16 protein-coding genes are annotated in these 15235 nt (G+C 59.4%); 6 read left to right on the top strand and 10 right to left on the bottom strand.

The genetic code is table 11. The annotated features are described in order from the left end of the window. Complete coding sequence (ahcY, locus tag RA27_RS18595) at positions 1 to 1389, top strand: adenosylhomocysteinase (protein ID WP_039542650.1); 1389 nt, start codon at positions 1 to 3, stop codon at positions 1387 to 1389. A gap of 49 nt (positions 1390 to 1438) precedes the next feature. Here the strand turns inward: ahcY and RA27_RS18600 are convergent, their stop codons facing one another. After that, positions 1439 to 2086: a DUF899 family protein gene (locus RA27_RS18600; RefSeq protein ID WP_039542653.1), complete on the bottom strand. Its 648-nt coding sequence runs from the start codon at positions 2084 to 2086 to the stop codon at positions 1439 to 1441. A 185-nt stretch (positions 2087 to 2271) separates the two neighbouring features. On the opposite strand from RA27_RS18600, the gene RA27_RS18605 reads away from it, so the two are divergent. After that, a complete protein-coding gene (locus RA27_RS18605; protein ID WP_039542656.1) occupies positions 2272 to 2613 on the top strand; it encodes a DUF2853 family protein in 342 nt (113 codons plus the stop codon). A gap of 304 nt (positions 2614 to 2917) precedes the next feature. Then, positions 2918 to 3898, top strand: coding sequence for an alpha/beta fold hydrolase (locus RA27_RS18610; protein WP_052265381.1), 981 nt, complete (start codon positions 2918 to 2920; stop codon positions 3896 to 3898). Here RA27_RS18610 and RA27_RS18615 read toward each other — a convergent pair. The 4 genes from RA27_RS18615 to tsaD are packed head-to-tail and all read right to left on the bottom strand — an operon-like array spanning position 3895 to position 6644. Then, a complete protein-coding gene (locus tag RA27_RS18615) occupies positions 3895 to 4317 on the bottom strand; it encodes an EVE domain-containing protein (protein ID WP_039542657.1) in 423 nt (140 codons plus the stop codon). The two genes, RA27_RS18610 and RA27_RS18615, sit on opposite strands and share 4 nt — an antisense overlap. Next, positions 4317 to 4586, bottom strand: coding sequence for a YciI family protein (locus RA27_RS18620; protein WP_039542661.1), 270 nt, complete (start codon positions 4584 to 4586; stop codon positions 4317 to 4319). Before RA27_RS18620 ends, RA27_RS18615 begins: the two co-directional genes overlap by 1 nt. Position 4587: 1 nt before the next feature. Continuing rightward, a complete protein-coding gene (locus RA27_RS18625) occupies positions 4588 to 5550 on the bottom strand; it encodes an NAD(P)H-dependent glycerol-3-phosphate dehydrogenase (protein WP_039542664.1) in 963 nt (320 codons plus the stop codon). Continuing rightward, entirely contained in the window at positions 5547 to 6644 is a 1098-nt protein-coding gene (gene tsaD / locus RA27_RS18630; protein WP_039542669.1) for a tRNA (adenosine(37)-N6)-threonylcarbamoyltransferase complex transferase subunit TsaD, read from the bottom strand. Before tsaD ends, RA27_RS18625 begins: the two co-directional genes overlap by 4 nt. 97 nt (positions 6645 to 6741) lie before the next feature. Here tsaD and RA27_RS18635 point away from each other — a divergent pair, with 97 nt between their 5' ends. The 3 genes from RA27_RS18635 to RA27_RS18645 are packed head-to-tail and all read left to right on the top strand — an operon-like array spanning position 6742 to position 10186. Continuing rightward, positions 6742 to 7455, top strand: a complete 714-nt coding sequence (locus RA27_RS18635) for a uroporphyrinogen-III synthase (RefSeq protein WP_039543189.1) — start codon at positions 6742 to 6744, stop codon at positions 7453 to 7455. A gap of 54 nt (positions 7456 to 7509) precedes the next feature. Then, positions 7510 to 8688 (top strand): hypothetical protein, encoded by a 1179-nt coding sequence (locus RA27_RS18640; RefSeq protein ID WP_039543190.1) that lies wholly within the window; start codon positions 7510 to 7512, stop codon positions 8686 to 8688. 10 nt (positions 8689 to 8698) lie between these two features. Then, entirely contained in the window at positions 8699 to 10186 is a 1488-nt protein-coding gene (locus RA27_RS18645) for a heme biosynthesis HemY N-terminal domain-containing protein (protein WP_039542671.1), read from the top strand. A gap of 4 nt (positions 10187 to 10190) precedes the next feature. Here RA27_RS18645 and RA27_RS18650 read toward each other — a convergent pair whose 3' ends face one another. The 5 genes from RA27_RS18650 to RA27_RS18670 form a co-directional block, all read right to left on the bottom strand. Further along, positions 10191 to 10970 carry a citryl-CoA lyase gene (locus RA27_RS18650; RefSeq protein ID WP_039542673.1) on the bottom strand — a complete coding sequence of 260 codons (780 nt, stop codon included), beginning with the start codon at positions 10968 to 10970 and terminating at the stop codon, positions 10191 to 10193. Continuing rightward, entirely contained in the window at positions 10967 to 12154 is a 1188-nt protein-coding gene (locus RA27_RS18655) for a CoA transferase (protein ID WP_039542676.1), read from the bottom strand. Before RA27_RS18655 ends, RA27_RS18650 begins: the two co-directional genes overlap by 4 nt. Next, complete coding sequence (locus tag RA27_RS18660) at positions 12144 to 13655, bottom strand: tripartite tricarboxylate transporter permease (RefSeq protein WP_039542679.1); 1512 nt, start codon at positions 13653 to 13655, stop codon at positions 12144 to 12146. The genes RA27_RS18655 and RA27_RS18660 overlap by 11 nt, the downstream gene beginning before the upstream one ends. Position 13656: 1 nt before the next feature. Beyond that, positions 13657 to 14139, bottom strand: a complete 483-nt coding sequence (locus RA27_RS18665) for a tripartite tricarboxylate transporter TctB family protein (RefSeq protein ID WP_039542682.1) — start codon at positions 14137 to 14139, stop codon at positions 13657 to 13659. Between the two features lie 73 nt (positions 14140 to 14212). Further along, the gene (locus RA27_RS18670) at positions 14213 to 15193 is read right to left on the bottom strand and encodes a tripartite tricarboxylate transporter substrate-binding protein (RefSeq protein WP_039542685.1); all 981 of its coding nucleotides are present in this window, start codon (positions 15191 to 15193) and stop codon (positions 14213 to 14215) included. Positions 15194 to 15235: the final 42 nt, after the last annotated feature.

A 15235-nucleotide genomic window follows, 5' to 3' on the forward strand; every position in this document is an offset into this window, starting at 1 on the left:
ATGGCCGGGGACTATATCGTCAAAGACATTTCACTGGCCGGGTTCGGTCGCAAAGAGCTGGATATCGCTGAAACCGAGATGCCGGGCCTGATGGCCCTGCGCGCCGAATACGGTGACAGCAAGCCTTTGAAGGGTGCGCGGATCGTTGGCTCTCTGCACATGACCATTCAGACCGCCGTTCTGATTGAAACGCTGGTGGCGCTGGGCGCGGATGTGCGCTGGGCGTCGTGCAATATCTTCTCGACCCAGGATCACGCAGCGGCCGCAATTGCCGAAGCAGGCATTCCGGTCTTCGCCATCAAAGGCCAGACGCTGGAAGAGCATTGGGATTATCTGGACAAGTCCTTCCTGTTCGAAGACGGCCCCAACATGATCCTCGACGATGGTGGCGACGCCACGCTGTACATCCTGCTGGGTGCTCGCGCCGAAGCGGGCGAGGACATCATCCCCGTTCCGGGTTCGGAAGAGGAAGAGGTGATCAAGAAGCAGATCGTCAAGCGCATGGCCGCGTCTCCAGGCTGGTTCACCAAGATGCGCGACCAGATCCAAGGCGTGTCAGAGGAAACCACTACCGGCGTGAACCGTCTGTATCAGCTGGTGAAAGAGGGCCACCTGCCATTCCCCGCGATCAACGTGAATGACTCGGTCACCAAGTCGAAATTCGACAACAAATACGGCTGTAAAGAATCGCTGGTCGACGGTATCCGCCGCGCCACCGATACCATGATGGCCGGTAAGGTTGCCGTGGTTTGCGGCTATGGAGATGTTGGCAAAGGCTCAGCCGCTTCGCTGCGCGGCGCAGGCGCCCGGGTGAAAGTGACCGAAGTTGACCCGATCTGCGCCCTGCAGGCCGCGATGGACGGGTTTGAAGTCACACTGCTGGAAGACGAAGTCGCATCTGCGGATATCTTCATCACCACCACCGGCAACAAGGACGTGATCCGCATCGAGCATATGCGCGCGATGAAGGACATGGCCATCGTCGGTAACATCGGCCACTTCGATAACGAAATCCAGGTGGCGAGCCTCAAGAACCACAAGTGGACCAACATCAAGGAACAGGTGGATATGATCGAGATGCCCTCGGGCAACCGTATCATCCTGCTGTCCGAAGGCCGCTTGCTGAACCTTGGCAACGCCACCGGACACCCGTCTTTCGTGATGTCGGCGTCCTTCACCAACCAGGTTCTGGCGCAGATCGAACTGTTCACCAAAGGTGATCAGTACGAGAATAAGGTCTATATCCTGCCCAAACATCTGGATGAGAAAGTCGCGCGCCTGCATCTGGACCGCATCGGCGTGAAACTGACCCAGATGGACAGCGAACAGGCCGCCTATATCGGCGTTGCGCCCGAAGGCCCGTACAAACCGGAACACTACCGGTACTAATTCGGGATCAAGTGATCCGGAAACGGCGACCAGTTTTGGTCGCCGTTTTTTATCGCAGCGGTGGTATGAATTCACCCCGGCCATCTGGTGTGAAATCCAGCAGATTCCACAATGGCCATGCCGCATCGACATGTCGGGGATGCCATTCGCTGGGCTCAAAGAACATCTCGGAACTCCAGAAATGATGGATATCTGTCGCGTTCCTTTGAAAGACGTTCAGGATTGGGAGCTGACTGCCATCGGCTGACTCGGCCAGGTAATCGCTCTGATATCCGGTTCCTAATGCCGAATAGATCGGCAGGGATGTCCACCCCATTGCCTGCTTTAAAGCTAAGAGCTTTTCGGGCGTATTCTGCGCCACGACTGCGACTGAGACCATTTTTGACAGATGATCGACCTGGCTGTTTAGCGCGTCCAGAAAGGCCGAGCACATCGGGCAAGGCGCGGTGGCGTCCGGCCCGTACATCAGGGAATAGACGATCAGAGAGTTGTGTGCGCCAAACAGGGATGACAGGGGCTTTACTTCATTCTCCAAGTCTCGGAACGCGTAGTCTTCGGGAATTTGACCACCTGACGGCAGTGCGCGTCGCAAGGCTGCAACCTCTTCGATCTTTGTTCTCAAATCGATTTCGGCCGCGAGAAGTGCGTTCCGGGCCAAACGGTATTCGGTGGACTCATTCGGGAGTGAAACAGTCATTTAATGCCTCCAGGTCTCCTTAATTAACGTAAATGTTAAATAATGGTATGCAGAAAATCAAATCCGGAATTTCTGCGGGTATTGGCCAAGGGGGAAACCTGTGGATTTTTCCCTTTGTACAAATAAACAGTACCGCTACCGTGCTGCCTGTATGGGGAAAGCCAAAAACAAACCAGGAGACGACAATGGGAAAACGCGACGAACTGATTGCCAAATACGCGGATGATCTGAAAAGCAAATGCGGGATGGACCCCGATATGGACCTGCTGACCAAGGTCACCATCGGTTGCGGTCCGGCGATCTATGACGCGGATGCATCGACCGTAGCTGCAAGCCAGGAAGGTGAACTTGAGACCGTCAAGAACAACTTCCTCATCAAAAAGCTGGGTCTTTCGGATGGCCCCGAGCTGATGGAAGCGATCAACAAGGCCATGGAAACCTATGGCATGTCCGAACGCAACAAATACCGCGCTGTCGTCTATTACATGCTGACCAAGCATTTCGGCAAAGAGTCGGTCTACGGTTGATCCGACCCTGTATCACTTCAGCACCCGTCGGTTTCACTGGCGGGTGTTCTGTATTTGAATGAAAATCAAAATACTTGGCGTTTGAAACACTGGGTTCAAATCGCCTAAGGTCAAAACATGACCAGGACGGTCAGAACCAACAGAATTCCGAATGCGTGTGGTGAGTTTGGGAGCACGCGGGGTAGGGAAGGTTCTGCAGCCGTCAGGACCTTCCCTTTTTCAGTAGGCACAAGTGCGCGCTTGAAAACAAAAGGGATCACCCGATAGGCTTTAAACACCAGAAAACCACAGGTTAGAGCCGAAAATGCCGCAGTCAGACAAGCCCGAGGGTGATCGCCCGGGCATTTGGATCAAAGAGACAGGCAGTTTCTTTGCGGGCGGACGCAGGGTGACCCTGACCGGTCAACCGATTCAGCAGGTGCAGGTATCACAGAACGCGCCCACCCGTACGGTCGATATGAACGGCGAAAATATAACTGGCCAGTGCTATGTTCAGTACCTGCGTCAGGAGGCTCCCGGTTTCGATACACCATTGATGTTCTGGCACGGCGGCAGCATGACAGGGGCTACATGGGAAACTACGCCGGACGGGCGCCCGGGGTGGCAGAACTTCTTCCTGCAGGCCGGTTTCGATACTTTTGTCTGCGACGCTGTCGAACGTGGACGGGCGGGCTGGTCGCCGTTTCCTCAGATCTACACAGACGCGCCGGTCTTTCGCACCTTGAACGATGTGTGGGCGATGTTCCGCTTTGGCCCGCCTGAGGGGTATTCGCCCGACGCCGCTGCGCGCAGGCCGTTTCCGGGTGTCAGATTTCCGCTGGGCTCGTTGGACGGGTTCGGGTCACAGTTTGTTCCGCGCTGGACGACCCATGCGGAAATGACGCTTGCGGCGTATTATGACGCGTTGCGGCGTACCGGCCCCGTCTGGCTGATCGCGCATAGCCAGGGGGGACATCTTGCGTTGGATGCGGCGGCGACTCACCCGGAGTTCTTCAAAGGCGTCGTGATCATTGAACCTGCTTCGGTTCCGCGCGGAACGGGCCGGGCCGCGCGGGTGCCTCATTTGCTGATCTGGGGTGACAATCTGAACGAACATGCGCTTTGGCGCAGTTATCGGGCCAAGGCAGATCAATACGCCGATCAGCTGCGGTCAGAGGGTGGTGAGGTCGAAATCCTGGACCTTCCTGCGGAAGGGATTACCGGGAACACCCATGCGCTGATGATGGACGACAACGCCGAGCAGATCGCCGCAAGAATCCTCGACTGGATCAAAAAGACCGGCTAGTTCGCTTGTGTTTCCCCAAGTGCACAGATCAACTGCCATTCCGCGTCACTGACCGGTTGTACCGACAGACGGGAGTTCCTGACCAAAACCATCTCGGCCAACCGTTCATCCGCTTTGATCTGGTCCAGCGTGACCGGAACGGTAAAGGAGCGTATGGCTTTGATATCCACGCATTCCCAGCGCTCATCATCGGTAGTGCTGTCTTGATGCGCTTCCGCGCACACCTCGACTATACCAACAATCGCCTTGTCCTTTTGCGAGTGGTAGAAGAAGCCCCGGTCGCCGACCTGCATCTGACGCATGAAATTGCGCGCCTGATAGTTGCGCACGCCGTCCCATTCTTCACCCGCATCCGCTTTGGCGACCTGTTGATCCCAGCTCCAGGTCGAAGGTTCGGATTTGAACAGCCAGTATGCCATCAGCCGATCACCTTTTTCCACGGGATCAGCTCGACCGCGTCGAACAGTCCTGCCAGAGCATAGGGGTCATTGGCGGCCCAATTCTGTGCGGCGGCGAGATCCTCGACATCCAGAATGATCAGTGAGCCAATCATAGAGTCTCCGTCCAGCAGGGGGCCTGCCTGCGCTACAACCCCGGTTTCCTCGATATAGGCCAGATGGGCCGCGCGGTTGTCCAGACGGGTTTGCAGCGCGCCGGATTTGTCGCGGGCGATCAGGGCGATGAGCATTCTATTCCTCCTTGAGTGGGCGACCCAGCAGGGACTGAATCGCGTCGGTCACACTGTAGGCACCGCTGCTGAGTTTCGCCACCGTTGAACTGATGGGCATATCCAACCCTTCACTCGCGGCAATCTCGGACATGGCTTGCGCGGTGGCGACGCCTTCGACAGTTGTCGCGCTGTCAAAGGGCCGATTCAGACCCAAACACAGGCCAAAACGGTAATTTCTTGACAGTTCGGATGAGCAGGTCAGTACCAGATCGCCTAGCCCTGACAGCCCCATCAGGGTATCGGGCCGCGCGCCGCGCAGGGTGGCAAAGCGCTGCATCTCGGCAAATCCGCGTGTAATCAACGCGGCGCGGGCGCTGTCCCCAAGCCTTGCCCCAATCGCAGCGCCGCAGCCGATTGCCATGACGTTCTTCAGCGCGCCACCCAACGCGGCCCCGACCGTATCGGTGGTTCGATAAAGACGCAGGTTGGTGGTCGTGAGTTGCTGCTGAAGGTCCTGCCCCAGCGCCGCATCGGCGCAGGCCAGCGTCAGCGCCGTGGGTAACCCGCGCGCGATATCGTCGGCAAAGCTGGGTCCGGTGAGCAGCGCCGGGTGCGCATCCGGAACCGTTTGCGAGATAACGGCGATGGGACCAAGCCCCGAGGTCAGTTCAATCCCCTTGCAGCAGGCCACCAGTGTTTTGCCACTTAGCCGGTCTGCATAGAGGGTCAGCGCGTCGCGCAGCTTTTGCATCGGCACCGCCAGCAACAGCACGTCGGACCGCGCCGCCTGCTCGAAATCGGCGGTCGCCAGTATATTGTCAGGCAGCGTTACCCCCGCCAGACGGCTGGGATTCTCGCGCTTCTGTCGCATGTGCCGTGCATGTTCAGAATTCCGCGACCAGAGCGTAACCGGCCCATTCCCTGCCAGAGATATGGCCAGAGCGGTGCCAAAGGCCCCTGACCCGAGCACGGAAACGCTCATGCCTTGGCCCCTTTCTTGCCGCCACCCAGCATGGACGGGCTGGTTTGATCTAGTGGCCATCGGGGCCGCGCGGTCAGGTCCAGACCATCCCGTGCGCCAGTGCGAAAGCGTTCGATACCAGCAAAGGCAATCATGGCGGCATTGTCGGTGCACAAGGCCAGAGGTGGGGCTGTAAATCGCGCACCCATTTCGCTACAAACAGTCTCTAACGCGGACCGAATGGCAGAATTTGCTGCGACTCCTCCGGCGACTGCGATGACCGGCTCTGGTGGCGAGCCCTCAAGGTAAAGCGCAATCGCACGGCGGGTTTTCTCGGCCAAGGTATCGACAATGGCCTGTTGAAACCCGGCACATAAATCGGCGCGGTCCTGTCGTGTCAGCCCGTTCTTTTCCGCTACAATCTGATCCCGCATGCGCATCAATGCGGTCTTGAGGCCCGAAAATGACAGGTCGCAACCGGGACGATCCAACAGTGGACGTGGAAAACGGAATCGTTCGGGATCACCCCCGCGCGCCTCAGCCTCAACTGCGGGGCCTCCGGGCTGTGGCAGTCCCAACAGGCGCGCGGTCTTGTCGAACGCTTCGCCGGGGGCATCATCGATCGTTCCACCAAGGCGGGTGAACTGCTCCGGCCCGTGCGCGATCAGGTATTGGCAATGGCCGCCCGATACCAGAAGCATAAGATATGGAAAGGCGATCCCGTCGGTCAGGCGCGGCGTCAGGGCGTGCCCGGCCAGGTGGTTCACTCCGATCAGGGGCAGGCCAGTGGCGGCGCTCAGGCCCTTGGCACACATAACGCCCGACATCACGCCGCCTATCAGGCCCGGACCGGCGGTGACCGCAATGGCGTCCAGATCGCCGAGAGACGTATTTGCCTGTGTCAGAGCCTGTTCAACGCAGATATCCAGCTTCTCGGCATGGGCACGGGCCGCGATTTCAGGGACGACACCGCCATAAGCGCTGTGCAATTCGGTCTGGCCATACACCACCGAAGACAGAATCTCGGCTTGCGCGCCTGGGCTCTGCCGCACGACGGCAGCAGCTGTATCGTCGCAGCTGCTTTCCAGCCCGAGGACGGTAAGTGTTTGCACCATAGGCCTGATCCGTTGCATCATGATTGCCAAGCGGGGTATCACTCCGCGCGGACGCAAACAATCCCAAGGCCGAAGGCGCCGACCGTTGTATTTGTTGATGACCCGCCCTCGCGCCGCCTCGGACAGGTTCGTTGCGCATCTGCCTGACCGCATCAGGTCAGAGGTCGAGGTCATTCATTCACCATTGCTGGAGATCAAGCCGCTGGCGGTACCGGTTAAAACCGATGGTATTGCCGGATTGATCTTTTCATCGGCCAACGGCGTGAATGCCGCAGCTATATTAAATGTGGATCGCGATTTGCCCGCCTATTGCGTCGGCCCCGCGACGACGGACGCCGCAAGGGGGGCCGGTTGGCAAGCGCAAATGCTGGGCCTGACGGCCGAAGAGTTGGTGGCCGACCTGCTGAAACGTGCGCCGGAAAGCCCCCTGCTGCATCTGCGTGGAGAGCACAGTCGCGGTAACGTGGCTGAGCATCTGACCAATTCTGGCCTGACAACCCGCGAACAGCCGATTTATCGGCAGCAGCTTCTGCCTCTGACCGATGAGGCGTCGCTGGCCGCTGAGCGTGATCGGCCCGTTATTGCCCCGCTTTTCTCGCCTCGCACAGCGCGACAATTTGCCGATGTATGGGCGGGAACCGCGCCTTTGTGGCTGGCTGCGATCAGCGAGGCCACCGCTGAACCCCTTAAAAACTTGCCCTTTGAGCGGTTGAAGATCGCGCGCGAGCCCACTCCGGATAAAATGCGGAAAACCGTTAAAAAACTTGTGAAACACGTGATGCGGGTTGAGAGCGCGCCGGGTGCGGATTAACTTGGTCTGGTCTGTTGTTCATGTTTTTTGGGAATCGATAAGGGGATTAACGCGGTGGCTGATAAGAAGAAACCCGATCAGGAACCGATCGAAGACCCCAGCGTCGAGGAGGTGGCGGAAGCCACCGATACCAAAAACGATGCGGTGTCTGAAGAGAAGTCTGTTGACGTTCAGGACCCTGTCGACGAGGTGACTTCCGAAGCCGAAGCCGAAGCCGACCCTGCGCCCGCAGAAGAGAAGGTGATCGAACGTACCGTGGAAAAGCGCGCGGGGTTCGTTCCGGCGCTGCTCGGTGGGGTTGTTGCTGCCGGGATCGGGTTTGCCGTGGGCAGTGGCGGGTTTTTGTCCCAGGGCACCAACGGTTCCGACGCGATTGCCGCGCTCGAATCGAAACTGACAGAACAATCCGATCAGATCGCCAAGCTGACCAAATCCCTGAGCGACAGTCCGGATGTCTCGGGTCTTTCCGATCAGATCAAATTGTTGTCCGACAAGCTCTCGCCGGTTGAAAGCGACCTGAGCAGTTTGAAATCCAGTGTTGATGGTCTGACAAATCAGGTCGACCCTCTGGATAAACGCCTCTCCGCGCTTGAGAAAAAGCCGATCGAAGCGAATGTTTCGCCCGAAGCGACGGCAGCCTTCGAGGCAGAGCTTAAGAAACTGCAGGATTCACTGGCTGCTCAGCGCGGTGAAGTGGAAAAGATGGTCTCGGACGCTCAGGCGCTGGAAGCCAAGGCTTCGGCCGAGGCGCGTGCAGCGACCAATGCCGCCACCCTGTCACGTCTGCGTGGTCAGCTGGAGGCCGGTCAGCCTTATGAGGATTTGGTCGCTGAGTTGAAAGCCGGAGGTGTCGATGTGCCCGACGCCCTGACCGCTTCCGCGAAGGATGGGGTTGAGACGATTTCGGCCCTGCGCTCCGCATTTGCGCCGGCAGCGCGCACGGCCCTTGCCGATGCGCGAGATGCCGACAAAGGCACCGGGCTGGTTGCCTTTTTGCAGCGTCAGACCGGTGCGCGTTCGGTGACGCCGCAAGAGGGCGACGACCCGGATGCGATCCTGTCGCGCGCTCAGGCGGCGTTGGCGGATGGAGACGTCACAAAGGCGCTGACCGAACTGAAAACCCTGCCCGAGGCGGCGCAGACTGCATTGGCGGATTGGGAGCAGGCGGCGCAGACGCGGGTCTCTGCCGTCGAGGCCGCAAATACGCTTGCTTCAAGCCTGAACTCGAACTGAAGGACCTGCCATGCTGTGGTCATTGTTAAAGATCCTTGTTTTTGTTGCGATTATCGGCCTGCTGGCCATGGGCGCAGGGTACCTTATGGAATCGTCGGGCGGCGTGCAGATCACCGTCGCGGGCACGGAATACACGCTGGGGCCGCTGCAATCGGTGATCGCCCTGGGCATTCTGGTGTTTGCGGTCTGGCTGTTCTTCAAGCTGCTTACCCTGCTGATCGCGACGCTGAAATTCCTCAATGGCGATGAAACTGCGCTGACGCGCTATTTCGACCGCAGCCGCGAAAAGCGCGGATATCAGGCGCTGGCCGATGGTCTGATGGCGCTGGCCTCGGGGGAGGGGCGCGTGGCGATGACCAAGGCCAATAAGGCCGAAAAGCTGCTGAACAAGCCGGAACTGACCAATCTTCTGGTGGCACAGGCTGCCGAGATGACCGGCGATACCAAGAAAGCGTCCGAGACTTACAAAAAGCTGGTCGCCAACAACGCCACGCGATTTGTCGGCGTGCGCGGGATTATGAAACAGAAGCTGGCCGAAGGCGATGATGAAACTGCGCGCAAGCTGGCCGAAAAGGCGCTGGCCCTGAAACCCCGGCATGAAGAAACGCAGGATGTGCTGCTGAACCTGCAGACCAAGGCGCAGGACTGGGCCGGGGCGCGGTCCACGCTGTCCTCCAAGCTGAAAGCCGGGTACTTGCCGCGTGACGTGTTCAAGCGGCGCGATGCGGTCTTGGCCCTGTCCGAGGCCAAGCTGCTGCTGGACGACACGGCAACGGTCGAGCAGCAGGAGCACGCGATCGAGGCGAACCGTCTGTCCCCCGATCTGGTCCCGGCGGCCGCCATGGCCGCGCGGGCCTATATCGAAAAAGGCAAGGTGCGGGCCGCGACCAAAATCCTGAAAAAAGCATGGGAGGCTCAGCCACACCCTGATCTGGCCCATGCCTTTGCCGAGATCGCGCCGGATGAAACACCCGAACAGCGGATCAAGCGGTTCACGGCGCTGACCCGCATTCACCCAGAAAATATGGAAACGCGCCTGATCCTGGCCGAGCTGAACATCGTTGCCGAAGACTTCCCCGAAGCCCGCCGCGCGCTGGGCGATGTCGTTGAAAAACAAGGGGATGCACGGGCCTACACGCTGATGGCCGCGATTGAGCGGGGCGAGGGGGCCTCGGATGCGGTGGTTCAGGGATGGCTGGCCAAGGCGCTGAACGCGCCGCGCGGGCCGCAATGGGTCTGCGACAATTGCCACGACATACAGGCCGAATGGGCCCCGGTCTGTCAGAACTGCGGCAGCTTCGATACGCTCAGCTGGCAGACGCCGCAAACGCCCGAGATTGCCACCGCGACCGGTGTCCATATGCTGCCGTTGATTGTCGGAGCGCTGGAAGATCAGTCGGAGACCGAAGAAGCGTCAGATACCGAAGAGGTTGAGGTGGACGAGGTGATCGATGCGAGCGCCGAGCCCGTTGACGCCGGGGACGAGAAGCGGGCCTAGCGGTTCACAACCGCTCTGCAGAGCCCGTGTAAGTCCAGCGGTACTTTGGCGGGGTGGGTCCTTTGTTGCGCCCGCCCTGCTGCATTTGCTCCCACGCATGGGCCAGAATCCCCACCGATCGCGACAGGCAAAACAAGCCGCGCGCAAGAGGTGGCGCAAAGCCCAGTTCAGCGTAGATGACGGCTGTGGCACCGTCGATATTCATCGGAACCGCTTTACCCTTTCGACGCGCAAGCGCAGACTCCACCGCTCGCCCGGTTTTCATGAAGCGACCCTCACACGCCCCTTCATCCACGGCTTCCCGCACCATATCCATCAGCCGAGGCGCGCGCGGGTCCGTCGGTCTATGGAATCTGTGGCCGAAGCCAGGCAGGATTTTTCCATTCGCCGCGATCCAATCGTCCAGCGCGGTGTCCAGATTTTCGGCATGTGCGCCAACAAAGTGGTAAAGCTCGACGGCTTGCTCTCCGGCACCGCCATGGACGTCACCGAGCATGTTCACCGCGCTGGCCATGGCATTGTTCAGCGACACTCCGCAGGTCACCGCCATCCGTGCCGTTGCGATCGAGGGGGCTTGAGGGCCGTGATCAACCGCCGCAACCAATGCGGCCTCGAACAATCGGGCCTGCGCAGGCGTCGGTGTGTCACCGCGTACCATCAACCAGATCATTTCAGCGAATCCGAGGTTCCCGATCAGATTTTGAATCGGTCGTCCGCGCAGCTCGATACGACCGGGTGCCATATCGATGATGGCTGTCTGCCACCAATCGGCTACGTCGCTCATATGATCCCCTCCTTTCGCAGCGTATCGATTTCGGCCTCCGACATGCCCAGTTCGGACCAGATCGCGGAATTGTCGGCACCAAGGGCCGGCGGCGCGGCCTGAGGCATCTTGCGTTCGCCATTCATGACCACCGGACTGCCGGCGAGGCGCATGTCTTCGCCGTGAACCGATAGCTCTCCGATCAGCCCCCGTCGGTCCAGTTGTTCGTCCGACAACGCCTGGGGCACCGATAGTACCTGCCCGGCTGGTACGCCAAGCGCATTCAGTTCGCGAACCCAGTCGGCGGCTGGGCGGGTGACCAGAGTACGCTCCAGCTCCTGCCGAAGGGAATGGCGGTTTTGCTTGCGGTCTTCCCGCGTCCGATAGTCTGGATGAACCAGCAAGTCCTCGCGATCCAGATGTTCTGCAAGCGCCTGCCATTGTTCATCCCGATTGGCCGCGATGTTAATCGGGCTATCGGATGTGGCGAAGGTTCCGGATGGGGCTGACGTGGTGTTTTCGTTGCCGTGCGCGGTGGGTGAAACCTCACCCAAAAGGTAGTTCGAAACAACCCAGCCCATGGTCGAGACAACGGCCTCGGTCATGGCGACATCCAGAAATGCGCCGCGTGGATTGGCATTTAGGGCGGCGCTGATGGCAAACGCTGCGGTCAGGCCGCCGACGGTGTCTGCCAGTGGATAACCCACACGATATGGCGCCGTATCCGGGGCACCCGTGATGGACATGACGCCGCTGATACCCTGAACGATCTGGTCATAAGCCGGATCATTTCGCCGCGGCCCGTCCTGACCGAACCCGCTGATCGCGCAATAGATCAGGTTCGGGTTCTCGGCCCGCAACACGTCATACCCCAGCCCCAGCCGATCCATGACTCCGGGGCGGAAATTCTCGACCAGTACGTCGGCGCTCTGCACCAGTTTTCTGAGCAGCACCTTGCCCTGCGCGGCCTTCATGTTCAGCGTGATCGATTTCTTGTCCGCATTCTGCGCCAGAAAACTGATTCCCATCCCGGCTTTGTTCCGGTCGGGATCGGCACCCAGCACGCGGGCCAGATCACCGCTGCCGGGGCGTTCGACCTTGATTACCTCGGCCCCCATCAATGCAAGCTGATAACAGCAATAGGGTCCGGCCAGTACGTTGGTCAGGTCAAGGACCCGGACCCCCGACAGCGGTTCAGTCGCCATCCGCGATCCCGGCCGCGCGGGCTTTGGCCCGACGCGCACGATAGCTTGGCAACAGGACCAGAAGCACCGCGATCACCAACAGGCCCAGAGTCATCGGACGTTCCCAGATAAATGCGATACCATCGTAGAGCTGCATGGAACGGGAGAAGTTGTCCTCCATCATCCCGCCCAGGATAAAGCCGATCAGCAGCGGAGCGAGAGGATAATCTGCAAATTTCAGCGCCGTCGCGCAGACCCCGAACCCGACAAGTATCAGCAGTTCAGTGGCATTGTTCTGACCGATATAGGCCCCCATCAGAGTGAAGAACAGGATGAATGGAATCAGATAGTTGCGCGGTACCGCCAGCACCTTGGCGATGTAGGGGATCAGCGGCAGGTTCAGGATCAGCAACACGAGGTTGCCGATGAACATCGACATGATGACCGCCCAGAAGATCTGTGGCTCATCAATCATCAGACGCGGGCCAGGCGTGACATTCAAGGCGATCAACGCCCCAAGCAGAATTGCCGTGGTGCCGGACCCCGGTATGCCCAGTGTCAGCAGGGGTACGAAAGAACCGGTACACGCTGCGTTATTTGCCGCCTCCGGCGCTGCAAGACCCTTGATCGAGCCTTTTCCGAACTCTTCCTGCTCTTCTTTCGGGGCAATGTTGCGCTCGACCGCATAGCCGAGGAAGCTTGCGATGGTTGCACCGGCCCCCGGCAGAACCCCGATGAAGAAACCCTGCGCGGATTGGCGCCCGATGACCGGCGCGATTGCTTTGGCCTCGTCTTTTGTAATGCGCAGGTCGCTGATTTTGCCGTCATCCCCGTGCAGGTCCTTGGGTTTGAGGACAAGGAACAGGGCTTCTGGCAATGCGAACATCGCCATGGCCAGCGTGATGAAGCCAAAACCGGATTGCAGGTCCATGATACCCATGGTGAAGCGCGGCAGATTGAACAGTGCGCCTTCGCCGACGGTGGCCATGATCAGGCCCAGGATGGTCATGATCAGGGCCTTGGACACTTGCCCCGAACCCGCGAAAGCGGCGATGGCAGACAAGCCTACAACCATCAGCGCGAAGTATTCCGCGGAATGGAACAACAGCGCGACCGACGACAGGGCAGGGGCGAACACCATCAGCAGAACAGCACCCAGGGTACCGCCCGCGAAACTGGCGATTGCGGCGATGGTCAGGGCCTTCCCGGCCTTGCCCTGCCGCGCCATCGGATAGCCGTCAAAGCTTGACGCCACCGTGCCCGCGACCCCCGGCGCGTTCAGCAGGATCGAAGAGGTCGAGCCCCCAAAGATTGCGCCATAATAAACGCCCGCCAGCAGGATCAGAGCGGCCGAGGGGTCACCCATCGAGATCGCGACCGGGATCATGATCGCGATGATCGACATCGGGCCGAGCCCGGGCAACATGCCGATGAATGTGCCGATCAGGCAGCCTGCCACAACCATTAGCAGATTCTGGAGCGAGAATGCCGTTTGCAGGCCAATCAGAAGTCCTTCGAGCATATCAGCCTCCGAACACGCCCGGTAGGGGACGCATGTAAATTCCAAGAACCTGCTGAACCAGATACCAGACCGCTCCGGTCGCGATCAGGGCCACCGGCACCATGACGTGCCATTTGCGCTCACCCAGGATGTATGAGCCAAGGATAAGGAAACCGGAAGTCGCGATCAGAAACCCGACCGGACGCAAACACAGCGCATAGACGACCATCAGCACCAGCAGGGAAATCGCCTGCCCCAAGTGGTAGTCGCCAAGTCTGCGATAGTCGATATCCGCCTCTTTTACTTCGCTTTTCTCAAAGCCCAGAAGAATGATGGTAGATGCAATTATGCCCAGAACCGAAAGCACTTTGGGAAACGTACTGGGCCAAATGGGATTTCTTTGCATGAAAGGGGGCAGACTGCCGTCCATGGTGAACCAGGCGGCATAGCCATATGTCAAACATGTTCCCAGCAGAACAAGCGCGATCCAGCGATCCAGCGCCATGATGTCCCCTCCCTAGTCGCTTTTTTTGTTGGTGATGATGGCAGAGCGGTTGTCCGCTCTGCCAAAGGTGCGATTAGAGGAAGCCCAGCTTCTTCATCAGATCGCTGATCTGCTGTTCCTGATCTTCGAGGAATGTTTTGAAGTCATCGCCCGAGTTGTGGATGTTCACCCACCCGTTGCGGGCACGTACCTCTTCCCATTCGGGCGTGTCGTACATTTTGGCGATGGCGTCCTGATAGGCGGCCAGCTGGTCTTCGGGCAGACCGGGTGCCGCAAAGAAACCACGCCAGTTTATGAAGGTGGTGTCGATACCCTGTTCCTTCATGGTCTGTGCGTCTGGCGCCGCATCGACGCGTTCCTCGGACGTTACACCGATGATTTTCACCTCGCCCGCATTGGCCAGATCAACCGCTTCTGAAAAACCGGTCGACAGTGCTGCGATCTCGCCGGACAGCAGGGCTGCCATGGCCTTTCCGCCTGCGTCATAAGGGATGTATTTGACGCCGAGCGCGTCCTTGCCCGCGGCTTCCATCACCATGGCTGCAACCAGATGGTCCATGCCGCCCGGTACCGAACCGCCGCCGATGGCCGTGCCGCCCGGATCTGCGTCATAGGCCGCCAGCAAATCTGCCATCGAGTTGATCGGGCTGTCCTTGCCAACGACGATCGCTGCGTAGTCACCGATCGTGCCCGAAACCAGGGTCAGATCGCGGAAGTTATGCGGGAACACGCCGGTCAGAGATCGGATCACGATGGGCGTCGAGTTGACCATCAGCGTTCCGTGGTTGCTTTCGGCGTTTTCGATCAGATAGCCGATGGCTTTACCGCCACCTCCGCCCGACATGTTTTCGTAAGATGCGGTGCCGACAAGACCTGCATTGGTCAGCGCCTCTCCGGTACCGCGCGCGGTACCGTCCCAGCCACCACCGGCGCCGCCGGGGATCAGGAAGTGGATGCTGTCGACCACCTGATCCTGTGCCAGCGATGGTCCGGCCAGACCGAATGCAGCCACGGCTGCGATCAGGGCGCGTCGGCCCAGTTTGAGTGTTGTCATGATGTCCTCCCATTTGACAACCGGCCGCGTGGCGGCTCAGAT

This window comes from Ruegeria sp. ANG-R, assembly GCF_000813985.1.
GTDB lineage: Bacteria > Pseudomonadota > Alphaproteobacteria > Rhodobacterales > Rhodobacteraceae > Ruegeria.